The following is a 21598-nucleotide window of genomic DNA, read 5'->3' on the forward strand; positions in this document are numbered from 1 at the left end:
GGCCAGAGGGCATCTGCGTGCCCACGACATACCAGCCCCACCACATTCCACCGGTGGATCCAGGTGCGACGCACCGAACGCCACATTGGGTGCGTGGGACGCACCCAATGCCACATTGGGGCGCACGCGACGCACCCAACGTCACTCCGGGCGTACGCGACGCACCGCAGGCCACCTCGGGTGCATGCGGCGCACCCAACGCCGCCTCGGCCGCATGCGACGCACCGAATGCCGGGTGGGGTGCGCACGACGCGCCCCACGCCACTCCGAGTGCGCCGCGCCCGCCGGAACCCCCGGCCCGGACCGGCGAACCCCGCCTTTCACCCCGCCAGGACAAACCTCGCGATCCCGCCCGCTCTAGGCTGGCCGCGTGACCACGGTCCCCGACGAGCCCAAAACCGAGCCCTCCCTGTGGCGGCAGGCGCTCAACGTGCCCAACCTGCTGTCCCTGCTGCGCCTGGCCGGCGTCCCGGTGTTCCTCTGGCTGCTGCTCGGCCCGAAGGAGGACGGCTGGGCGCTCGCCATCCTCGTCTTCTCCGCGCTCACCGACTGGCTCGACGGCAAGCTCGCCCGCTGGCTGGACCAGATGTCGCGGCTCGGTCAGCTGCTCGACCCCGCCGCGGACCGGCTCTACATCCTCGCCACGCTCGTCGCCTTCCTGATCCGCGACATCATCCCGTGGTGGGTCGTCGCGCCGCTGGTGCTGCGCGAGCTGGTGCTGGGCGTGTGCGTGATGCTGCTGCGCCGCGGCGGGTTCGCGCCGCCCGAGGTGACCTACATCGGCAAGGGCGCGACCTTCGTCCTCATGTACGCCTTCCCGTTCCTGCTGCTCACCCAGGGCGGCTCGGACGTCGCGGCGGTCGCGCGGCCGATCGCGTACGCGTTCATGGTCTGGGGCGGCGTCCTGTATGTCTGGTCCGGCGCGCTCTACGTGGTGCAGGCGGCTCGCGCGCTGCGCACCCGGTGATGGAAGATTGTCGGCAGGAAAGCCAGCACCAGGAAGGGGAGCGGCGTTGACCACTCCGGAAGAACTGCGCTACACCGAGGAGCACGAGTGGGTAGCGGCCCGCGAGGGTTCGCTCGTGCGGGTGGGCATCACCGAGTACGCGCAGGACCAGCTCGGCGACGTCGTGTTCGTCGACCTGCCCGAGGTCGGCAAGCAGGTCGGGGCGGGCGACCCGTTCGGCGAGGTCGAGTCCACGAAGAGCGTCTCGGAACTGTTCGCGCCGGTCGACGGCGAGATCGTGGCGGTCAACGCCGCGGTCGCCGATTCGCCGGAGCTCATCAACTCCGACCCCTACGGCGAGGGCTGGCTCGTGGAGATCCGGCTCGACGACCCGGCCGGTCTCGAGGCGCTGCTCGAGGCCGAGGCGTACCAGGCGCTCATCAAGGGCTGACCCGTTCGGCCGGGCGCGGTGAGCCTCAAGGGGAGCCCGAGGGTTCCGGGCCGGTCGGGCACGGTACGTTGACAGCTACACGTTCTTGGTCGACGACAACACTTCATGCGTAGAGGAGAGCTCAGGTGAGCACGAACGACGGGCCCGGCGTTCCCCCGGAGCAGTCTCCGGAGCGGACCTCTGTCTTCCGGGCCGATTTCCTGGCCGACATGGAAGGCCAGCAGGAGTCCGCGCCGGCCGCCGAGGCACCGGTGCAGGGCGTCGACGCCCTGCCGCCGGGTTCCGCCCTCCTGGTCGTGAAGCGCGGGCCCAACGCGGGCTCCCGCTTCCTGCTCGACCGCGACACCACCAGCGCGGGACGGCACCCCGACAGCGACATCTTCCTCGACGACGTCACGGTTTCCCGCCGCCACGCGGAATTCCGGCGCGAGGGCGGGGAGTTCGTCGTGATCGACGTCGGCAGCCTCAACGGCACCTACGTCAACCGCGAGCCGGTCGACCAGGCCGTCCTCGCCGGCGGCGACGAGGTGCAGATCGGCAAGTTCCGCCTGGTCTTCCTGACCGGCCCGGGGCACGGGGGCCAGGGGGCGCAGTGACGGCGGCCGGGCAGCCCGGTCGTCAGGAGGCCCGGCGGGACGGGTTGAGCATCGGGGCGGTGCTCGCGCAGCTGCGCGGGGACTTCCCCGATGTCACGATTTCGAAAATCCGTTTCCTCGAGGCGGAAGGCCTGGTCCGCCCGGGCCGGACGCCCTCGGGGTACCGGCAGTTCTCGCCTGCGGACGTGGAGCGCCTGCGGTACGTGCTGTCCGCGCAGCGCGACCACTACCTCCCGCTCAAGGTCATCAAGGAACAGCTCGACGCGGCCGACGCGGGCGTGCCGCCGCCCGCGCCGGTCCCGGCGGCCCCGCAGCTGCCGCGGCGGCTCGTGCCGCTCGGCGACGGAAGCGATCCGGCGGGACTGCCCTCGGCGGCGGACTTCGAGACCGGGCCGGACCACCGGCTCACCCAGGAAGACCTGCTGGAGCAAGCCGGCATCGACGAAGCGACGCTGGCCGAGCTGTGCCAGTACGGCCTGCTGCGCCCCGGCGCGGCGGGCTTTTTCGGCCCGGAGGCGGTGCTCATCGCCCGCACGGTCAAGGCGATGACCGAATTCGGGCTCGAACCCCGGCACCTGCGCGCGTTCCGCGCCGCGGCCGACCGCGAGGTCGGCCTGCTGGAGCAGATCGTGACCCCGGTGTACCGGCATCATTCGACCACCGCGGCGGCGCGCGCGGACGAGGTCGTGCGCGAGCTGGCCGCGTTGTCGGTCACGCTGCACACCTTGCTCGTCAAAGCCGGCATCCGCGGCGTCGCCGGCGACTGACGGGCTGTATGCCCGAGACGCGTTTCCCGGCACTTGTCAATGACTGAACCTCAGCGCCGGGATGCCGTACCGTGAGAGACGGTTCGCGAGACCACGAACCGAGAATGTCCGCTGCGAGCGAGCACAGCGCCCGGATGACGGGTAGCGTCGGAGACAACGGTCGTCAGCCGTCGCCAGCGCTGCGGCCCGTGTGCACGAGAGGGAGGCGAAGCCCGATGAGCGAGATGCGCGTCGTCGGCGTGCGGGTCGAACTGCCCGCCAATCAGCCGATCTTGTTGCTGCGGGAGACCGAGGGCGAGCGGTACCTGCCGATCTGGATCGGCTCGGTCGAAGCCACCGCGATCGCCCTGGAACAGCAAGGCGTCCGGCCCGCCCGGCCGCTCACCCACGATCTGCTCAAAGAGGTCATCGGCGCGCTCGGCCGCGAGCTGGAGCAGGTCGTCATCACCGACCTCAAGGAAGGCACGTTCTTCGCGGAACTGGTCTTCGACGGCGACATCCGGGTGTCGGCCCGCCCGAGCGATTCGGTCGCGCTGGCGCTGCGCATCGGCGTCCCGATCCACGCGGTCGACGCGGTGCTCGAGGAAGCCGGCCTGATCATCCCGGACGAGCAGGAGGACGAGGTCGAGAAGTTCCGCGAGTTCCTCGACTCCGTGTCCCCGGAAGACTTCCGCGGCGCCGACACCTGACCGGCCCGCCCGGCGGTTGCCCGCCGGGCGGCGACACGGTCACGATGCCGCGGTGGCGCGGGCGAACAGATCCGCCAGCTCCCGGCCGTAGCGATCCAGGTCCACCGCCGGATCGGCGGCGTACGCGGCCGCGACCCCGTCGATGGCCTGCGCGATGGACAGCGCCACGATCTCCGGCGAGATGTCGCCGAACGCCCCTTCCTTGCGGCCCTGGTCGAGCTGCCGCTGCAGGAAGCCGGTGCGCAGCTGCCCGACCATGATCCCGGTCATCGCCCAGCCGTCGCGGTCGTCGGCGTGCGCGGCCATTTCGACCAGCACCCGCTCGCACTGCGGGTAGTCCCGCAGGAACGCGACCGACGTTTCGATGTACGCGCGCAGGTTCCCCGGCCGGTCCGCCGGGTCGATGCCCTCGCTGCGCAGCCGCAGGTATTCCGATTTGGTCTCGGACACCGTGCTGAGCACCGCCTGCATGAGGCCGGCCTTGTTGGTGAAGTGGTACGAGATCAGCCGCGTGCTGCTGAGCCCGGCCCGCTCCTTGATCCGCGCGAAGGTGGTGCGCGCGTAGCCCTGGTCGGCGATCGTGGCGATGGTCGCGCCGATGATCTGCGCCCGGGTGGTGGCCTCGGTGACGCTGAGGCCGAGTTCGGCTTGCGTGTCGATGTTTACTTGCATGAGTAATAAGTTACTCGGCTGAGTAAAAGATGTCAATCCCGTACGGCGAACGGGCCAAAGCCTCGACACGACCTTGAGGTCCGCCGCGCGTCGCGTTGACCGGCTCGCGGCGCAGCCTTACCGTCAAAGGCGGTAAATCGCCACGATGTGATTCGCCGACCCGGCGCGCTCGTGGCAGTTTTCCCCGGCCGAACCCGATCCTGGGCTCGACCGGCCTGTCGAACGCCCCGCCGCGAGGCCGGGCGAGGGGAGGCTTGCGGTGGTCGAGGCTGGTCGTCCGGAGATACCTGCCGGACCTGTCGCCGACGGCGAGCAGGGCGAGCTGTTCCCCGACGCCTCGCTGCCCGACGAACTGGTCGGCTACCGCGGTCCCGCGGCCTGCCAGATCGCCGGGATCACCTACCGCCAGCTGGACTACTGGGCGCGCACGAAGCTGGTCGCGCCCAGCATCCGGACGGCGCACGGTTCGGGGTCGCAGCGGCTGTACTCGTTCAAGGACATCCTGGTCCTCAAGGTCGTGAAACGCCTGCTGGACACCGGGGTCTCGCTGCAGAACATCCGCGTGGCGGTGGACCACCTGCGCGTGCGCGGGGTGCGCGACCTGGCGAAGGTCACGCTGTTCTCCGACGGCACCACGGTGTACGAATGCACCTCGCCGGAGGAGATCGTGGATCTGCTCCAGGGCGGCCAGGGCGTGTTCGGCATCGCGGTCAGCGGCGCGATGCAGGAGATCAGCGGCACGATCCACGAGTTCCCGGCCGAACGCGCCGACGGCGGCCTGGTCGAGGCCGTCGTGCCGGACGAGCTGACCCAGCGCCGCAACGCCCGCCGCACGGGCTGATCTTGGTCCGCGCTAGACTGGGCGCGCGATCGACGAACCCGCGCGGGAGAGACCGGACCGGCATCCCCGGACCGGCGCCGAAGGAGCAAGTCCTCCCCGGAACCTCTCAGGCACCCTGGACCGCGCGGACGAGACGCCTCTGGAAAGCGCATCGGCAGGAGACCACCAGCCGATGCCGCCGACGGTGCAAACCCGGGTATCCACGCGGGTGAAACTCTCAGGCGCCCCGCGGGGTACGGACAGAGTGGGGAGGCCCACGTTTCCGCGCGTGCGTCGCGGCGTGGCTGGTGAGGGCCCGGTGTCGTGGCCCGGTGAGACTGGGAATTTCCGCGCGGCCGGCGAGTTTTCGGCGTTCTGGCGCGGCGGGTGAGGTTCAGACCTCCCGGGTGGTCTGAACCTCAGGATGTGGTCTCGACCACATCGCGGCCGCCGCTTGTCGAGGGTCAGCCCGGAATCTTGTCCAGGAAGCCGTGCACCTTGGCGATCCGGCCGTCCGAGATCTCGACCACGTCGAAGCCGATCGCGATCGGCTCCGGGGCGCCCGGGGCCGACAGGTGCCACTGGAAGCGCGCGAGGTCGTGGTGCGCGTCCGGTTCCGCGGGCAGGCTGAAGACCAGCCCGGCGAACTGCGCTTGCGCGCCGCCGATGAAGCCGTCGATCTCGTCCTGTCCGGCGACCGCGCCGAGGGGATCGGTGTAGGTCGCGCCCGGGGCGAAGACCTCCGAGACCAGCCGGCGGCGGCGCTGCGGGTCGGTCTCGTTCCAGACGTCGACGTAGCGGCGGGCGAGGTCGGCGGCGGTCGGGGCGGTGGTGGTCATTTCGGGGTTCTCCTTGTGTCGTCCCGGTTTCGGTAGGGCCAAGCCTGTCCGAAGCGCGGCGGCTGGTCGATTACCCGGGAGGTAACCGGCTCGCCGTGCTAAACCGGGGGCATGGACTACGGGCGGCTCGCGATCGACGGGCAACTGGCGAAATTCCGCGAGATCGTGACTCGCAACGAGCTGGTGCCGGAGGTGCTGGCGCGGGCCGCCGAGCTGGCGCTTCCCGGCTGGTATCTGACGGCGGGCTGTCTCTGCCAGACGGTGTGGAACGTGGTGACCGGACGTCCGCCTGCGGAGGGCATCAAGGACTACGACCTGTTCTACTTCGACAGCTCCGATCTCAGCTGGGAAGCGGAAAACTCAGTGATCGAGGAGGGTGCCCGGAGGTTCGGGGATCTCCCGGCCACGGTGGAGATCCGCAACGAGGCGCGGGTGCATCTCTGGTACGAAGACCGCTTCGGGGTGCCGTGTGCGCCGTACTCGTCGACTGAGGCGGCGATCGACTCGTTCCCGTCTACGACGCCGTGTCTTGGGATTCGGGTGGGGGACGGCGGGGAGTGGCAGGTCTATGCGCCGCACGGGTTCGCTGATGTGTTCAACCTTGTTGTCCGGCCTAATCCGGGTCAGGCGCCGCGGAGCAGTTACGAGGCGAAAGCCCGGCGGTGGCAGGAACAATGGCCGGAGTTGACCGTGTTGCCGTGGCCGGGTTGACGGGGGTGCCGGGCCGGGCGTAGTTTCGATACGAAACGGTAGCGTATCTAAACGAGGCGCCGGTGGAAGGTGTGGGCAGGCCGCGTGATGCCCGGCGGGACGACGCGATTCATGCGGCGGCGCTGGAGTTGCTGACCGAGGTCGGTTATGACCAGTTGTCGATCGAGGCGATCGCGGCCAGGGCCGGGGTGGCGAAGACGACGGTTTACCGGCGGTACCGGGACAAAGCGGCTCTGGTCGCGGTCGCGGTCGAGCGCAGGCAGGGGGGCACGCCACCGGAGACGGGGGCGGGCGGGCTCAGGGAGAACCTGCTGACGGTCGTGGGGTGGCTGGCCCGGGAGATCGCCGAGCAGGAGATCGGGGTGCTGGGTGCGTTGTTCGCGGGCATGCGCGGCGATCCCCGGCTGGCGGAGGAGATGCGCCGGATTTTGCGCCGGGACGAGGCGGCGATGACAGATCTGCTGCCGGGTGCGGAGCTGGCTCCTGGTGCGGTGGCGTTGTTCGGCGAGGTCGCGCCGGCGGTGATCGTGCATCGGATCGTGGTCGCCGGGGAGCGGTGCGACGAGCGGTTTGTGCGGCATCTCGTGGACGACATTCTGCTGCCGTTGCTGAGGCAGAAGGAGGATCGGGCATGATCGTGATTATGGGGGCGACCGGTGCGCTCAATGGGGCGACGGTGGAGCACCTCCTGAAGCGGGTTCCGGCGGAGCGGATCGGCGTGAGTGTGCGGGATGCCGAGAAGGCGCGGCATTTCGCGGAGCGTGGGGTGCGGGTGCGCGAGGGGGCCTATGCGGACCCGGCGGCATTGCGGAAGTCGTTCGAGGGGGCCGAAAAAGTCCTGCTGGTTTCCTCGAACGATCCGCGGGCGGACGGGGCCGGGTTGCATCGCGTTGGCGTTGAGGCGGCAGTGGCGGCTGGGGCGCAACGGATTCTGTATACGAGTCACCAGAATTCCCGGCCGGACACGCCGTTTCCGCCGGGGGCGGACCATGCCGCCACGGAGCGGATTCTCGCGGAGTCCGGTGTTGCGTGGACGGCGCTGCGCAACGGGTTTTACGCGCACAGCCTGGGTTGGCTGCTCGGGCCGTGGCGGGAGAGCGGGCTGATCGAGGCACCGGCGGACGGGCCGGTGTCGTGGACGGATCGGGCTGACCTTGCGGAGGCGGCGGCGGTCCTGCTTGCCGAGGACAGGGCGTTCGACGGGCCGGTTACGTTGACCGCGCGGCGGGCGGTGACGTTGGACGACGTGGCCGAGACGGCCTCGCGGGTCATCGGGCGCGAGGTGAAACGCGTGGTGGTGGACGACGAGGAGTGGGCCGCAAGGGGACCGGAGGCGCGGATGACGCTGACGTTGTTCCAGGCCGCTCGCGAAGGTCATTTCGCCGAGACAAGTCCGGTGCTGGCCGAGCTGCTCGGGCGCGAACCGCGCGGTATTACGCTCTAGCGCCGAAAAACTCCCGGCAGAAGGTGCGGAAGGTTTCGGCTCGCCGGGTCAATCGCGCACCCTCTGCGCGGGCCAGGACGACCGGCGTCGTCGGGACTCGTTCTCGCAGTGGGCGGACGGCGAAGGGCGTGCCTTCGACGGAAAGCTCCAGCGGCGGGCGTTGCACCGAAAGGGTGTAGCCGAGGCCCCGGGCGACTAACGCCCGCGCCAGTTCGAAGCTTGTCGTGCGGTGGGCGACCGGCATGGGCAGGCCGACGGAGGCGAACACGTCCCGGAAATAGCGTTCCGACGGCGGTACGTCCAGCAGGACGAACGGCTCGTCCGCCAAGGCGCGCAGCGAGACCGTCTTGCGGCGGGCCAGGGGGTGGTCCGGCGGGAGGAGCACGCTCGGCGGCTGGTCGTACAGCTTGTCCACCGCGATGCCGGGCACGAGGTCCTGGCGGTACAGCACCGCGAGGTCGCAGCGGCCTTCCAGCAGGCGGTGCTGCAGGTCCGGCAGGGTGCCTTCGGCGAAGGCGACGTCGACTTCCGGGTGCTGGGTGCGGAAGGTCGCGAGCGCGGCGGGGACGTGCAGCGGCGCGAGCGGGGTGTAGCAGCCGAAATTGAGGCGGCCGGCGAGGTCCTGGCCGAGGTCTCGGGCGGCGGTGCCGAGTTCGGCGACCGACGTGAGCACCGCGCGGGCCTCGCCGACGACCTGGCGGCCGGCGTCGGTGAGCGCGGTCGTGCGGCCCGGGCCGCGCAGGATGAGCTGGACGCCCAAAGTCCGTTCCAGCGAAGCGATCGCCAGCGACACCGCCGACTGCGACACGTGACAGCTGTCCGCGGCCGAGGTGAGGCCGCCGGTGTCGGCGACCGCGACCAGATACTCGAGCTGGCGCAACGAGGGAGACATCAGTTCAGCTTAGGTTCTTCAGCAGAAATGTGAACTGGACCGATGACCGCGGACGCGGCAGGGTCGGGGCATGACCCGGCATTCGCACCCGTTCGTCCCGTACGCGCCGCCGCGGCTGTCCCCGGCGGAAAGCCTCGCGCGCGGGCAGGAGCTGTACCGGCTGCTCGACCAGCGCCGTTCGGTCCGCTGGTTCTCGCCGGACCCGGTGCCGCTGGAGGCGATCGAGACCGCGGTGCGGATCGCGAACACCGCGCCGAGCGGGGCGCACCACCAGCCGTGGACGTTCGTCGCGACGGCCGATCCGGACGTGAAGCGGGCGGTGCGCGAGGCGGCCGAGATCGAGGAGCGGAAGTTCTACCGCGAGCGGAACGCGCCGGACTGGCACGCGGCGCTCGCCCGGCTCGAAACCGACGAGCACAAGGAGTTCCTGGAGATCGCGCCGTGGCTCGTGGTCGCCTTCGCGCAGAAGAGCACGCCGCTGCCGGACGGTTCGCTGCGGAAGAACTACTACGTCAACGAGAGCGTCGGCATCGCGTGCGGCATGTTCATCACCGCGCTGCACACGATGGGCCTCGCGACGCTCACCCACACGCCGAATCCGATGGGGTTCCTCAACGAGGTCTTCGCGCGCCCGGTCACCGAGCGGCCGTACATCCTGTTCCCGGTCGGCTATCCCGCGCCGGACTGCGAGGTGCCCGACCTCGACCGCAAACCGCTCGGCGAGGCGCTGGTGGTGCACGCGCCGTTACCCCGGGGGTAATGGCCCAGAGCCCGGCGAGGCCATAGCGTCGGACGGGTGACGACATCGGTGAAGGCCCCGGTCGGCGAGCTGCTCCGGGAATGGCGCGACCGCCGCCGCATCAGCCAGCTCGACCTCGCGATCTCGGCGGACATCTCGACGCGCCACCTGAGCTTCGTGGAGACCGGGCGGTCCAAGCCGAGCCGGGACATGGTGCTGCGGCTGGGCGAGCACCTCGACATCCCGCTGCGCGAGCGCAACCGCCTGCTGCTCGCGGCGGGATACGCGCCGGCGTACGGCGAGTCGGACATCGGCGCGCCGGAGATGGCCGTGGTCCGCGAGGCGGTCCGGAGGCTGCTGGCCGGGCACGACCCGTATCCGGCGGCGGTGGTCGACCGCGGCTGGAATCTCGTCGACGCCAACCTCAGCCTCGGCTTGCTCACCGAGGGCATCTCGGCCGACCTGCTGACCGGGTCGGTGAACGTCCTGCGCGCGACGCTGCACCCGGACGGGATGGCGCCGCGGGTGCTGAACCTGGGGGAGTGGCGCGCGCATCTGCTCGGCAGGCTGCGCCGGCAGGTGGAGCAGACCGCGGACGCGGGGCTGGCCGAGCTGCTGGAGGAACTGCGCGGCTATCCGTGCGACGACGAGGTGCCCGAGGTGGAAATCCCCGGCCCGGGCGACATCTTCGTCCCGTTGCGCTATCGGCACGGCGACCTGGAACTCACCTTCTTCAGCACCGTCGCGACCTTCGGGACGCCGCTGGACGTGACGGTCGCCGAGCTGGTCATCGAGTCGTTCTTCCCGGCCGACCCGGCGACCGCCGCCTTCTTGCGCGAGCGCGTGACCGGCTGAGCGCAGTTGCCGATCCGGCCAAAAGCAGGCCGGCCCCCACGCGGCACGCAACCGTTGCTGCGAAGTCATCCGGCCGTGGCTGTGGCCGGGTTGGCAACCATCGGCACAGTACGATCGGGGCATGCGGGCGTTCGTGGTGACCGGGCCAGGGGAGGCAGGGCCGGCCGAGGTGCCGGAGCCGGTCGCCGGGGTCGGCGAGGTCGTCGTCGACGTGGAGCGGGCCGGGGTGTGCGGCACCGACGTCGAGTTCTTCACCGGCGAGATGCAGTACCTCGCCGACGGCCACGCCCGGTACCCGATGCGGCTCGGCCACGAATGGTGCGGCACGGTGTCCGAGACCGGGCCCGGCGTGCATCCGGCGTGGGCGGGCCGCCGCGTCACCGGCGACACGATGCTCGGCTGCGGCGACTGCCGGCGCTGCCGGGGCGGGCGCCAGCACGTCTGCGCGAACCGGCAGGAGGTCGGCATCCGCGGCGGCCGGGCCGGTGCGCTGGCCGAACGCCTCGCGGTGCCGGTGCGGTCGCTGCACGAACTGCCGAGCGGGCTGGATCCCGTCGCGGGCGCGCTGGTCGAACCGGGCGGCAACGCTTGCCGCGCGGCGCGGGCGGCGGCGGGCGAGCGGGTGCTGGTTCTCGGCCCGGGGACGATCGGGTTGCTCACGGCGTTGTTTCTGCGCGCGGCGGGCAGCGAGGTGCATCTCGTGGGTGCGACGCCGTGGTCGGTGGAATTCGCCCGCGGCTTGGGTTTTTCCGCTGGTACCAGCGTTCCGGAGCCGCCCTTCGACGCGGTGGTGGACGCGACGAACGATCCCGCCGCGCCCGCGCTCGCGGCGGAGGTGGTCGAGCCGTCCGGGCGGATTGTCTACATTGGACTGTCCGGGCGGCCGAGCCTGCTCGACACGCGGATGTTGGCGTTGAAGGACATCACCGCGATCGGTGTGCTGAGCGGGTCGCCGGGGTTGGCGACGGCGATTGACGCCTATGCGTCCGGCGAGGTCGATCCGCGGCCGTTGGTGGCGGCGACGGTCGGGTTGGGCGAGGTCGCAGCGGTGCTCGGCGGGCAGCGGCCGGGCGGTGCGCCGAAGGTGCACGTGGACCCGCGTCGGTAACCAGGTTGCCGTGTGGGCGCGGAAACGAGAGGGTCGGGGCATGAGTGCCGACCTGACCTTCCGCCAGCCGACCGAAGACGACCACGCGCGGGTGCTTGCCGCGCTGGGACCTTGGTGGGGCGGCCTGAAAGGCGAAGCCGGTGCGAAGGAACGGGCGCTGCTGGTGCCGCGCCTGTACTTCCAGCACTTCACCACGACCAGCCGCCTGGCTGAGCGTCCGGACGGGACGCTCGCGGCGTTCCTGATCGGCTTCGTCTCGCAGACCGACCCGGCCACCGCGTACATCCACTTCGTGGGCGTCGACCCGCAACTGCACGGGCAGGGGATCGGGCGGTCGCTGTACGAATGGTTCTTCGGCCAGGTCCGGGATTCGGGAGTGCGCAAGGTCAAGTGCATCACCAGCCCGCAGAACACCCCGTCCCGTGCGTATCACGCCCGGCTCGGGTTCTCGGAGTCCGAGGTGCTGCCGGACTACGACGGGCCCGGTCTGGACCGGGTCGCGTTCACCCGCGCTCTCGACGCCGCGTGAGGCGGTGCTTTCCGGCTTAGGTCCGTGAAGGACTCCTTGAGGGAATGAGGGTGCCATGCTCGCCAGGGCCAGGGCCAGGGCCAGGGCCAGGGCCAGGGCCGTTCCGGTGCCGTTCCGGGCGGGTCCGGTGCGGGTACGGGGTTGGGTTGTCCGTGAGGGGTCCCTTCACGGACCCTGATTCCCGTGCCAGGGACTTGAGCCGGGCGGCTCAGCCTGCTGACCGTCCATAAAGGACGCAAACGTAAGCGAAATGCCCGATTAACGCCATGATGTCCGTCTCTTCAAGTCCGTGAGGGGAACCCTGAGGGACTCTGATTCCCTCAGGGTTCCCCTCACGGACAACACGTCCAGTTTCCGTTGCCCGCGTCGGCTCCGGTCCGCCAGCCAGTTCGGCCTGGGTGGACACGCCTCGGCCGCACCCATCGCGCCGCCTTAAGCCCTGTCGTCGGGGCCCAGGTCCGTGAAGGACTCCTTGAGGGAATCTGGTTCCCTCAAGGAGTCCTTCACGGACCTTTACCTGTGGTCATGCGGGCACCAGTCGGGCATTTCGGCGGTTCTGGTGTCCTCTGTGGATGGTCCAGCAGGTTCCAGGCCGCGCAGCTTGAGTCCCTCAAGGGGTCCTTCACGGACTTCGCCCGCCGTCCGCTCGGTTCCGCGGCTGACGTCGTCGGCCCTTCCGCGCGCGCGCCGGCGGCAGGGCCGGTTTTCGCGTGCGTGCGTTGATCCAGACGGGTGGTGTTCGCCGGCCGGGCCGGCGGTTTTCCGGTGTCGCCGGGCGATCGTCCGGATCGCGGGCCTCTTCCCCTCCCCTTCGGAATATGGTTAGGCTAACCTTTGGTCCACGCATCCGTCCGTCCTGAAAGCTGGTTCCCGCATGACCACCGATCTGCTCGGCACCGAGCCGACGCTGCACTTCGACGCGGAGGTGCTGGCCGTGGCACCGCTCGGCGAAAGCCTGGTGCGGGTGACCTTCGGCGGTCCGGGGATGCGGGACGTCACGACGTGTGGTCCGGACCAGCGGATCAAGATCTTCCTGCCGAGGGAGCCGGGCGGCAGTGCCCGGGTGCCGACCGGCGAGGACTGGTACGGCCGCTACCGGGAGCTGCCCGACGCGGAACGTCCGTACATGCGCACCTACACGATCCGGGCCGCGCGGGCGGGCGAGATCGACGTCGACTTCGTGCGGCACGGGGACAGCGGTCCGGCGACGCGCTGGGCGGGTGCGGTCGCGCCGGGCGACCAGGTGGTGATCTACGGGCCGAACGCGCGGTTCGCCGACGACGGCGATCCGGCACGCCGGGGCGCGGACTACGGCGCCCCGGCCGACGCGACCTGGCAGGTGCTCGCCGGCGACGAGACCGCGTTGCCCGCGATCGGCGGGATTGTGGAGAGCCTGGCTCCGGGGCAGCGGGCGTACGTCTTCGTTGAGGTCCCGGTCGCGGCTGACCGGCAGGAGTGGCGGACCGCTGGCGACGTCACCGTGACCTGGCTGCCGCGCAACGGGGCTCCGGCCGGGACGAGCGCGGCGCTGCTCGCGGCGGTGCGGGAGGCCGAGTTGCCTGCCGAGCCGGGGTATGCCTGGCTGGCCGGGGAAGCGGGGCAGGTGCGGGAGCTGCGGCGGCACCTGGTCGGGGAACGCGGCATGGACCGCAAGCGCATCGACTTCTGCGGCTATTGGCGGTACGGGAAATCTGAGGACGCGCCGTTCGAGGCCGGGCAGGACTGAGGCCGCCGACGTGACCGACACGGGGGGAACGACGTCGCCGCGCGCCGCCGTCCGGCTGCTGGGCCGGTGCCTGCGCGCGGAATGGAAGCACGTGCTGCCCGCGATCGCCGGGGGCGCGGTCTTCCAGCTGTCCTCGGTGGTTTTCCCGCTCTGCGTGGAGAACGCCATCGACCAGGGGATCAACGCCGGCGACCAGACCGCGACCGTGCGCTGGGCGCTGGCCGTCGTCGGCGCGGCGGTGACGCTGGTCGCTGGGCTCGCGCTGATGCAGTGGCAGATCACCGTCGCGGCGGTCTCGGCGTCGAACGGGCTGCGCGCGGACCTGCTGGACCAGGGGCTGCGGACGGACCGGCGCGGGCCGGCGCGGTTCGGCCGCGGCGATCTCGCCATCCGCGGCACCCGCGACGTCGACTTCGTGCAGCACTGGATGGCCGGGTTCGCCTCGATGGTCACGGGCCTCGGCGGGTTCGCCGTGATCCTGGTGCTGATCGGCCGGCTCGACGGCCTGCTCGCGCTGGTCGGGCTGGCCACGGTGCCGCTGCTGGTCGCGTTGAACATCGTGCTGCCCAAGCGGTTCGCGGCGGCCAACAACCGGCTGGCGGCCGCGCACGGGGCGCGGGCCGACACGGTCGAGGAGCTGCTTTCGGCGAGTGCGGCGGTACGCGGCATCGGCGGGTCGGGGCCGTTGCTGGACCGGCACGCCGAGCACAGCGGGACGGTCGCCGAGGAGACGATGGCGACCGCACGGGCGGCGGCGAACTGGGCTGCCACCGGGCCGTTTGTGCCCGGCCTGGCCACTGCCGTCGGACTGCTGGCCGGTGGGCGCGCGGCGATCGACGGATCGCTGACCATCGGCGGGCTGGTGGCGTTCACGACGTGGATGGCGATGCTCGGCATGTGGGTCGGTGTGCTCACCGACCGGTTCACGCAGCTCGGCGAGGCGCTGACGGCCGGGCGGCGGATCGCCGAAGTACTCGACGTTCCGGTGGCTGAGGATCGGGGGACGCCGTTGCCTGCTCGGGCGGCGCTGGTCGCGTCGGGAGCCGAGGCTCGCCCGGGGCCGGGGCGGACGATCGGGCCGTTCGATTTCACCGTCGGCCCAGGGGAATTCGTCGCGCTCGCCGGTCCGATGGGGTCGGGGAAGTCGACGCTGCTGCGGCTGCTGGCGGGCTGGGCGGACCCGGACGCCGGGACCGTGTCCTACGGTGGGACCGACCTGCGCACCGCCGCCCGCGAGGACGTCCGGCGGCGGCTGGCTTTCGTGCCGCAGCGGCCTGGCCTGATTTCCGGGACTATCCGCGAGAACCTGATGCTGGGGCGGCCGCACCTGACCGAGGAAGACCTGCGTTCGGCTTGTGTGGCGGCGGCGATTCACGACCACCTGGTGACGCTGCCGAACGGTTACGACACGGAGACCGGCGAGGGCGGAGCGACGTTGTCGGGTGGTCAGTTGCAGCGGCTGGCGCTGGCTCAGGCGTTCCTGCACGGCGCGGATGTGCTGTTGCTGGACGACGTGACGTCGGCGGTGGATGCCGTGACCGAGCGGCGGATCCTGGCGGGTCTGCGGGAGTGGCTGGCGGCGGGGGAGGGCCGGGCAGTGGTGTTCGCCGGGCACCGGGGCGCGGTCGCCGAGGCGGCGGATCGGGTCGTGGCGTTGCCTGCTGCGGATGCGGTGGGAGCGTGCCGTGCCTGAGGCGTTGTTGTTGAGCGAAAGTCCGCGTCTGCGCGGGATCCTTCGTCGGATCGTTCCGTTTCTGCGGCCGCATCGCGGCGTCCTGGCGGTGGCGATCGCTCTCGGGACGGCCGCGACGTTGGCGCTGACGCTGGTCCCGTCGGTGGTCGGGTGGGCTGTCGACCGGGTCGCGCAGCGGGATGTGGCGGGGCTCGGCCTTGCCGCCGGTGCGTTCGCGGTGCTTGTCGCTGCTCGGATGGTTCTGTTGCGCAGTGGGGAGATCTGGCTCGCCAAGGCCGGCGAACGGGTCGTCAAGAGCTTGCGCGACCTCGTCGTTTCGCGGCTTTCCACCGCGCCGCTGCGCTTCCTGGAGGCCCAGCGCTCCGGCGACCTGCTCCGCCGCAGCACCACCGAGATCGCCGACCTCGCTTCGTTCGTGCGCGGCGATCTGCCGGATCTGCTGTCGGTGACCGGGTATCTGCTCTTCACCACGATCCTGCTGCTCGTGTACTCGTGGCAGCTCACGCTGGTGGTCGTGCTGGTGTTCCTGCCGCTCGCCGTCCTGATCATGCGGTGGTTCCAGCGCGGGGCCGGTCCGGCGTTCGCCGCCGAAGCCGCCGCGCGGGCCGCGGTCGCCGCGACCTACCGGGAAGGCTTGCAGGCGCGGGAGGCGATCGTCTCGCGCGGGGCGGAAAGCCAGTGGCGCGAACGGTTCGACCGCGACGCGGCCGCCGTCCGGAAGACCGCGCTGCGCTCGGAGTTCGTCGTCCTCCGCACCGGCGGCGTGACCCTGGCGCAGAGCGTCGCCGACGCCACGATCCTGGTCTTCGGCGGCGGGCTCGTGCTCGCCTGGGGCCTGCCGCTGAGCACCGTCGCGGTGTTCGTCGTCGCCATGCGCCAGCTGTTCGATTCCACCAACCAGCTGACCGCGCTGATCGGCCAGTTGCAGACCTCTCGCGTCGGTCTCGCCCGGCTGCTCGACCTGCTCGACCTCACCGCGCGGCCGTCGCGTCCCGGCGCGGTCGACGAGCTGCCCGCCCGCGGCGCGCTCGAAGCGTCCTCTGTGGACTTTCATTACGTGGCAGGCGTTCCGGTGCTCACCGCGGTGTCGTGCGCGTTCCCGCCGGGGGCCCGCACCGGGCTCGTCGGGCCGACCGGGTCGGGGAAGACCACGCTCGCCAAGATCCTCGCCGGGCTGTACCCGGTCGACGGCGGTTCGGTGCGCTACGCCGGGGTCCCGCTGGACGAGATCGACCCGGACGTCCTGCGCCGCCGCGTCATGCTGGTGCCGCAACGGGTCCACCTCGTCGCGGGCACGCTGCGCGACAACATCCGGCTCGTCCCGGAACCGCCGCCGGACGACCGCATCGACCGGGCGCTCGAGGACCTCGGCCTGCGCGAGTGGGCCGCGAGCCTGGAGAACGGCCTCGACACCCCGGTCGGCGAAACGCTCTCGGCGGGCGAACGGCAGCTGATCGGGCTGGTCCGGGCCGCGCTCGTGGACCCGGCGGTGCTGATCCTCGACGAGGCGACCTCGGACGTCGATCCGGAGACCGGCGACCGGATCGAACGGGCGCTGGACCGGCTGCACACCGGGCGGTCGCTGATCGTCGTCGCGCACCGGCAGTCGACGATCGACCGGCTGCCGGACGCGGTGCGGCTGGAATCCGGCCGGGTACTGGCGGGTGAGCGATGACTGTCGTGGAGATGCCGCGCGTGCGGGAAGCGAAACGGCGGCGGCTCACCGCGCTCCGGATCGGCGGGCTGTTCGTCGTACTGGCTCTGGTGTTCGCGGCCATGCTCGTCAGCGTCGCGGTCGGGGCGAAGCACCTGCCGATCGACGTGGTGTGGAACGCGCTCTTCCATTTCGACGGTTCGTACGACGCGAATCTGGTGTGGGACCAGCGGATTCCGCGCACGCTCTTGGGTGCGCTGGTCGGGGCCGCGCTCGGCGGGGGCGGGGCGCTCATGCAGGCGGTGACCCGCAATCCGCTGGCCGATCCGGTGCTGTTCGGCGTCGAGGCGGGCGCGTCGGTCGCGGTCGTGACCGCGATTTCGGTGTTCGGCGTAGCCAGTCTTTCCGGCTATGTCTGGTTCGCGCTCGCCGGAGCCGCCGCGACGAGCGTGCTCGTCTACCTCCTCGGCGCGAGCAGCCGGGGCGGGGCGACGCCGGTGCGGCTCGCGTTGGCCGGCACGGTGGTGACCGCGGTGCTCACCGGGGTGATCACCGCGTTCACCACGATGCACGCGAAAACGTGGCAGGTCATGCGGTTCTGGACGATCGGCTCGCTGGTCAACCGCGGCTACGACGTGCTGTGGGAGGTGCTGCCCTTCCTCGTCGCCGGTGCGGTGATCGGGCTTTCGGTCACCGGAGCGCTGAACGCGCTGGCGCTCGGCGACGACGCGGGCCGTGCGCTCGGCGCGCACGCCGGGCGGACCCGGGTGCTGAGCATGCTCGGCATCGTCCTGTTGTGCGGCGGCGCGACCGCGGCCGCCGGGCCGATCGGGTTCGTCGGTCTCGCCGTGCCGCACGCGGTGCGCGCGATCGTCGGCCCGGACTACCGGTGGGTGGTGCCGTATTCGATGGCCGCGGCACCGCTGCTGGTGGTGGGAGCGGACGTGCTCGGCCGGGTGGTCCTCCCGACCGGGGAGCTGGAGGCGGGCGTGGTGACGGCGGTGATCGGCGCGCCGGTGTTCATCAACCTGGTCCGCCGGAAACGGCTGGCGAAACTGTGACCGCGACGGCGAACCGCCAATGGACGCTGCGCACCGGGCGGATTTCCCTGCGCGTGCACCGGCGGACGGCGTGGGTGGCGGCCGCGCTCGTCGTGCTGTGCCTCGGGATCGTGCTGGCCAGCCTGCTTTCCGGGCAGTACGCGATCAGCCTGCCGGACGTCTTCCGCGCGCTGGGCGGGCACGGCACGCTGCAGCAGCGGTACTTCGTCAACGACGTCCGGCTGCCGCGGGTGCTGGTCGCGCTCCTGGTCGGGGCGGCGCTGGCGGTGAGCGGGGCGATTTTCCAGAGCCTGTCGGCGAATCCGCTGGGCAGCCCGGACATCGTCGGCTTCAACAGCGGCGCGAGCGCGGGGGCGCTGGTCTGCCTCGTGCTGCTGCGCGATTCGAGCCTGCTGGGCACCGGCATCGGCGCGGTGGCCGGCGGCGGGGTCGTCGCGGTGCTGGTGTACCTGCTGGCCTATCGCGGCGGGGTGAGCGGGTACCGGCTGATCCTCGTCGGCGTCGGGATCAACGCGCTGCTGGGCGCGGGGATCGCGTATCTGCTGAGCCGGGCGGACCTGAACGATTCGCTCAACGCGCAGATCTGGCTGGTGGGCAGCCTCAACGGCCGGGGCTGGGACCAGGTGCGGCTGCTGGCCGTGGTGCTGGTTTTCGTGCTGCCGCTGGCTTTCGCGCTGAGCCGGGCGCTGCTGACGCTGGAAATCGGCGAGGAGCCGGCGATCGCGCTCGGCTTGGCGGTGGGCCGGGTGCGGCGCTGGGCGATCGTGGTGTCGGTGGTGCTGAGCGCGGCGGCGATCATCTGCGCCGGGCCGATTTCGTTCGTGGCGCTGGCCGCTCCGCAGGCGGCGCGGCGGCTGGCGCGCTCGGCCGGGCCGTCGCTGGTGATCTCGGCGCTGATGGGCGCGGCCTTGCTGGCGCTGGCGGATCTGCTGGCACAGCGGCTGATCGCGGGCACGCAGCTGCCGGTCGGCGTGGCGACGCTCGTCCTCGGCGGGCTGTATCTCGGCTGGCTGCTCGCCGGCGAAGTGCGCAAGGGCCGCACCTGAGCACGCCGCGCTGCTCGGGCCGCACTGATCAAAAGTGCAGCCCGCGTCACTTTTCTGGCCTATAGCCCGGAAAAGCGAATTAGGCTAGCCTTCCCTAAGTCTACTGAGGGAGCTGCCATGACCAATCCGTTCGACGACGAGAACGGCCGGTTTCTCGTCCTGGTCAACGAAGAGAACCAGCATTCGCTGTGGCCGGTCTTCGCGGAGGTGCCGTCCGGCTGGACGGTCGCGAAAACCGAGGCGAGCCGCCAGGAATGCCTGGACTACGTCGAGCGGAACTGGACCGATCTGCGGCCGAAGAGCCTCGTCGAAAGCATGGCCGAACGGCCGTGAGCGGCCGGGAAGGCTTCGACCGGCGCGGATTCCTGATCAAGGCGGGCAGCGCGGGCGCGCTCGCGCTGGGGATCGGCTCGGTGGCCGCGGAGGCCATGCCGAGGGGCCGCGGCGAAGCCGTCGCGATCGACCCCAAGGCGCTCGTCCGGCCGCGGGCCCAGGGCGACCGGACGAGCCCGGTCCGCCCGGCGGCGAACGGGAAACCGGCCGGCGCGCCGTTCCGCGGCACGGTCACCGAACTGGCCCCGTTCCGCGATCCGCTGCCGGACCTGGCGCGGGCGCGCGGCGACTACGCGGGCGAACTGACCGTCCGGATGCGCCCGGCGACCGTGCGGCTGCATTCGCAGCTCCCGCCGACGAAAATCTGGGGATTCGACGGGAAATTCCCCGGCCCGGTCATCGAAGCGCGCCGCGGCCGCCCGCTGCGCGTCACGTGGCGCAACGAGATCACCGGCACGATGCCGGTCCCGGTCGTCGAGATTCTCTTCGACGAGAACGCGAATCCCTACCAATGGGACGTTCCGGGGCGCGAGGGCGTCGCGCCGCGCGCGGACGTCGCGGCGCTGCCGGGCTGGACGTCGACGCATCTGCACGGGCACTTCAGCGACGGCAGCAGCGACGGCTGGGCCGAGGACGCCGTCCTCCCCGGGCACAGCCAGCTGGTCGAGTACCGCAACGACCAGCCCGCGACCGCGCTCTGGTACCACGACCACGCCATGCACATCACGCGCTGGAACGTGATGGCGGGACTGCTCGGCATGTACCTCGTGCGCGACGACGAGGAACAGGCGCTGCGGCTGCCTTCGGGGGACCGGGAAATCCCGCTGGTCATCTGCGACCGGAATCTCGACACCGACGCGCGGAACCGGCTCACCGGCACGATGCTGCACAAGACCACGATCATGAGCACCGACCCGCTGAAGCAGGTGCGGTCGTTCGCCGGGCCGTACACGCTGGTCAACGGCGTGATCTGGCCGTACCGGGACGTCGAGCCGGACTGGTACCGCTTCCGGATGGCCAACGCGTCCAACACCCGGCCCTACGACGTGCAGCTGGTCACCGACGACGGCAAACCCGTCCCGCCGGGCACGATTTTCGTGATCGGCACCGACGCGGGCCTGCTCGGCGCGCCGGTCGACGTCCGGGACGGGTTCAGCCTCGCCGCGTCCGAACGTGCCGACGTGCTGATCGACTTCCGCGCGCTGGCCGGGCGGAACCTCAAGCTGCGCAACGTGAATTACGACCCGGGGCCGTGGCCGGACTTCCTCCAGTTCCGCGTCGCCCAGTACGGGAGGCCGCCGGTCTTCCGGCTGCCGAAGACGCTGGCGAAGTCGTTCCGGCGGGTGGCCGAAACGCAGCCGGTGCAGGCCGAGCGGATGATCATGCTGACTCCGGTGGGTGTTTCGCACGCCCGGCTGTGGGAGATGAAGCGGATCGACGGCCCGCCAGAGGGCAAGCTGCCGATCGACGGCATCGTGCAGGTCAAGGAGGCGGACGGCACCGTCGTCACCTGGCAGCGGATGGCCTACCAGTGGACCGATCCGCCGCAGTTCACCGTGCCGGCCGGCGCGTGGGAACGCTGGCGGTTCCTCAATCTCGACTGGTCCGGCTGGCCGCATCCGATGCACGTCCACGTGTGCGCGTTCCAGCCGGTGAAGCGCGGTTACTACAACATCGACGGCTTCAAGTTCATCGACCTGCCCGGCGGCGGGATCGGCGGCGGCACCGACACCCCGGTGTTCTGGAAAGAGGCCCCGCCGGTCGCGCCGGCGCAGGCGGGCTGGAAGGACGTGGTGAACGTGGACGCGGGGGAGTCGGTCGACGTGATCGCCAAATTCGGCGACGTCACCGGCAAGTTCGTCTACCACTGCCACATGCTCGAGCACGAGGACATGAGCATGATGCGCCCGTTTCTCGTGCAGCCCAAGGAAGTCATCGCGATCGCGGACTCGATGGCCCGCGAACTGCCGCCCGCTCCCGGCGGCGGCCACTCCCACTGAGTTTCTGGCACCACGAGAGGATCACCT

At 71.0% G+C, this 21598-nt stretch carries 23 protein-coding genes and 2 riboswitches; of the genes, 20 read left to right on the plus strand and 3 right to left on the minus strand.

What is annotated here, in order from left to right; genetic code table 11:
- The first annotated feature begins 370 nt into the window (after positions 1 to 370).
- The 5 genes from ACFSVL_RS44760 to ACFSVL_RS44780 all read left to right on the plus strand — a co-directional run bounded on the left by ACFSVL_RS44760 (position 371) and on the right by ACFSVL_RS44780 (position 3449).
- The gene (locus ACFSVL_RS44760; RefSeq protein WP_378313982.1) at positions 371 to 967 is read left to right on the plus strand and encodes a CDP-alcohol phosphatidyltransferase family protein; all 597 of its coding nucleotides are present in this window, start codon (positions 371 to 373) and stop codon (positions 965 to 967) included.
- 46 nt (positions 968 to 1013) lie between these two features.
- Positions 1014 to 1397, plus strand: a complete 384-nt coding sequence (gene gcvH / locus ACFSVL_RS44765) for a glycine cleavage system protein GcvH (RefSeq protein WP_378313983.1) — start codon at positions 1014 to 1016, stop codon at positions 1395 to 1397.
- A 125-nt stretch (positions 1398 to 1522) separates the two neighbouring features.
- Positions 1523 to 1993, plus strand: a complete 471-nt coding sequence (gene garA / locus ACFSVL_RS44770; protein WP_009078859.1) for a glycogen accumulation regulator GarA — start codon at positions 1523 to 1525, stop codon at positions 1991 to 1993.
- Entirely contained in the window at positions 1990 to 2760 is a 771-nt protein-coding gene (gene ftsR, locus ACFSVL_RS44775) for a transcriptional regulator FtsR (protein WP_378313986.1), read from the plus strand. The genes garA and ftsR overlap by 4 nt, the downstream gene beginning before the upstream one ends.
- Before the next feature lie 215 nt (positions 2761 to 2975).
- A complete protein-coding gene (locus ACFSVL_RS44780) occupies positions 2976 to 3449 on the plus strand; it encodes a bifunctional nuclease family protein (RefSeq protein ID WP_009078856.1) in 474 nt (157 codons plus the stop codon).
- Between the two features lie 39 nt (positions 3450 to 3488).
- On the opposite strand, the gene ACFSVL_RS44785 is transcribed toward ACFSVL_RS44780, so the two are convergent.
- Positions 3489 to 4121, minus strand: a complete 633-nt coding sequence (locus ACFSVL_RS44785; RefSeq protein WP_378313987.1) for a TetR/AcrR family transcriptional regulator — start codon at positions 4119 to 4121, stop codon at positions 3489 to 3491.
- A 259-nt stretch (positions 4122 to 4380) separates the two neighbouring features.
- Here ACFSVL_RS44785 and ACFSVL_RS44790 point away from each other — a divergent pair, with 259 nt between their 5' ends.
- Positions 4381 to 4962 carry a MerR family transcriptional regulator gene (locus tag ACFSVL_RS44790; RefSeq protein WP_009078853.1) on the plus strand — a complete coding sequence of 194 codons (582 nt, stop codon included), beginning with the start codon at positions 4381 to 4383 and terminating at the stop codon, positions 4960 to 4962.
- Between the two features lie 33 nt (positions 4963 to 4995).
- Positions 4996 to 5095: riboswitch (glycine riboswitch) on the plus strand.
- Positions 5096 to 5215, plus strand: a riboswitch (glycine riboswitch).
- A gap of 190 nt (positions 5216 to 5405) precedes the next feature.
- Here the strand turns inward: ACFSVL_RS44790 and ACFSVL_RS44795 are convergent.
- The gene (locus ACFSVL_RS44795; protein WP_378313988.1) at positions 5406 to 5780 is read right to left on the minus strand and encodes a nuclear transport factor 2 family protein; all 375 of its coding nucleotides are present in this window, start codon (positions 5778 to 5780) and stop codon (positions 5406 to 5408) included.
- Between the two features lie 111 nt (positions 5781 to 5891).
- Here ACFSVL_RS44795 and ACFSVL_RS44800 point away from each other — a divergent pair, with 111 nt between their 5' ends.
- From ACFSVL_RS44800 to ACFSVL_RS44810, 3 genes are all read left to right on the plus strand, one after another.
- Positions 5892 to 6491: a nucleotidyltransferase family protein gene (locus ACFSVL_RS44800; protein WP_378313990.1), complete on the plus strand. Its 600-nt coding sequence runs from the start codon at positions 5892 to 5894 to the stop codon at positions 6489 to 6491.
- Between the two features lie 71 nt (positions 6492 to 6562).
- Positions 6563 to 7126: a TetR/AcrR family transcriptional regulator gene (locus tag ACFSVL_RS44805; RefSeq protein WP_378313991.1), complete on the plus strand. Its 564-nt coding sequence runs from the start codon at positions 6563 to 6565 to the stop codon at positions 7124 to 7126.
- A complete protein-coding gene (locus ACFSVL_RS44810; RefSeq protein ID WP_378313993.1) occupies positions 7123 to 7935 on the plus strand; it encodes an NmrA family NAD(P)-binding protein in 813 nt (270 codons plus the stop codon). Before ACFSVL_RS44805 ends, ACFSVL_RS44810 begins: the two co-directional genes overlap by 4 nt.
- On the opposite strand, the gene ACFSVL_RS44815 is transcribed toward ACFSVL_RS44810, so the two are convergent.
- The gene (locus ACFSVL_RS44815) at positions 7925 to 8827 is read right to left on the minus strand and encodes a LysR family transcriptional regulator (RefSeq protein WP_378313995.1); all 903 of its coding nucleotides are present in this window, start codon (positions 8825 to 8827) and stop codon (positions 7925 to 7927) included. The two genes, ACFSVL_RS44810 and ACFSVL_RS44815, sit on opposite strands and share 11 nt — an antisense overlap.
- 70 nt (positions 8828 to 8897) lie before the next feature.
- Here ACFSVL_RS44815 and ACFSVL_RS44820 point away from each other — a divergent pair, with 70 nt between their 5' ends.
- The 11 genes from ACFSVL_RS44820 (at position 8898) to ACFSVL_RS44870 (ending at position 21571) form a co-directional block, all read left to right on the plus strand.
- Positions 8898 to 9587, plus strand: a complete 690-nt coding sequence (locus tag ACFSVL_RS44820; RefSeq protein WP_378313997.1) for a nitroreductase family protein — start codon at positions 8898 to 8900, stop codon at positions 9585 to 9587.
- 36 nt (positions 9588 to 9623) lie between these two features.
- Positions 9624 to 10421: a helix-turn-helix domain-containing protein gene (locus ACFSVL_RS44825; protein WP_378313999.1), complete on the plus strand. Its 798-nt coding sequence runs from the start codon at positions 9624 to 9626 to the stop codon at positions 10419 to 10421.
- Between the two features lie 121 nt (positions 10422 to 10542).
- On the plus strand, positions 10543 to 11529 hold the full coding sequence (locus ACFSVL_RS44830; RefSeq protein ID WP_378314001.1) for a zinc-dependent alcohol dehydrogenase: 987 nt from the start codon (positions 10543 to 10545) through the stop codon (positions 11527 to 11529).
- 40 nt (positions 11530 to 11569) lie between these two features.
- Complete coding sequence (locus tag ACFSVL_RS44835) at positions 11570 to 12058, plus strand: GNAT family N-acetyltransferase (protein WP_378314002.1); 489 nt, start codon at positions 11570 to 11572, stop codon at positions 12056 to 12058.
- 874 nt (positions 12059 to 12932) lie between these two features.
- On the plus strand, positions 12933 to 13784 hold the full coding sequence (locus ACFSVL_RS44840; RefSeq protein WP_378314004.1) for a siderophore-interacting protein: 852 nt from the start codon (positions 12933 to 12935) through the stop codon (positions 13782 to 13784).
- Positions 13785 to 13794: 10 nt separating this feature from the next.
- Positions 13795 to 15477 carry an ABC transporter ATP-binding protein gene (locus ACFSVL_RS44845; RefSeq protein WP_378314005.1) on the plus strand — a complete coding sequence of 561 codons (1683 nt, stop codon included), beginning with the start codon at positions 13795 to 13797 and terminating at the stop codon, positions 15475 to 15477.
- Positions 15470 to 17152, plus strand: coding sequence for an ABC transporter ATP-binding protein (locus ACFSVL_RS44850; protein WP_378314007.1), 1683 nt, complete (start codon positions 15470 to 15472; stop codon positions 17150 to 17152). Before ACFSVL_RS44845 ends, ACFSVL_RS44850 begins: the two co-directional genes overlap by 8 nt.
- The gene (locus tag ACFSVL_RS44855; RefSeq protein WP_378314009.1) at positions 17149 to 18192 is read left to right on the plus strand and encodes a FecCD family ABC transporter permease; all 1044 of its coding nucleotides are present in this window, start codon (positions 17149 to 17151) and stop codon (positions 18190 to 18192) included. Before ACFSVL_RS44850 ends, ACFSVL_RS44855 begins: the two co-directional genes overlap by 4 nt.
- Positions 18189 to 19238 (plus strand): FecCD family ABC transporter permease, encoded by a 1050-nt coding sequence (locus ACFSVL_RS44860; protein ID WP_378314011.1) that lies wholly within the window; start codon positions 18189 to 18191, stop codon positions 19236 to 19238. Before ACFSVL_RS44855 ends, ACFSVL_RS44860 begins: the two co-directional genes overlap by 4 nt.
- 117 nt (positions 19239 to 19355) lie before the next feature.
- The gene (locus ACFSVL_RS44865; protein WP_378314013.1) at positions 19356 to 19571 is read left to right on the plus strand and encodes an MbtH family protein; all 216 of its coding nucleotides are present in this window, start codon (positions 19356 to 19358) and stop codon (positions 19569 to 19571) included.
- On the plus strand, positions 19568 to 21571 hold the full coding sequence (locus tag ACFSVL_RS44870; protein WP_378314015.1) for a multicopper oxidase family protein: 2004 nt from the start codon (positions 19568 to 19570) through the stop codon (positions 21569 to 21571). The genes ACFSVL_RS44865 and ACFSVL_RS44870 overlap by 4 nt, the downstream gene beginning before the upstream one ends.
- The last annotated feature ends 27 nt before the right edge of the window (positions 21572 to 21598 follow it).

Source organism: Amycolatopsis silviterrae (genome assembly GCF_042684085.1).
Taxonomy (GTDB): Bacteria; Actinomycetota; Actinomycetes; order Mycobacteriales; family Pseudonocardiaceae; genus Amycolatopsis; species Amycolatopsis silviterrae.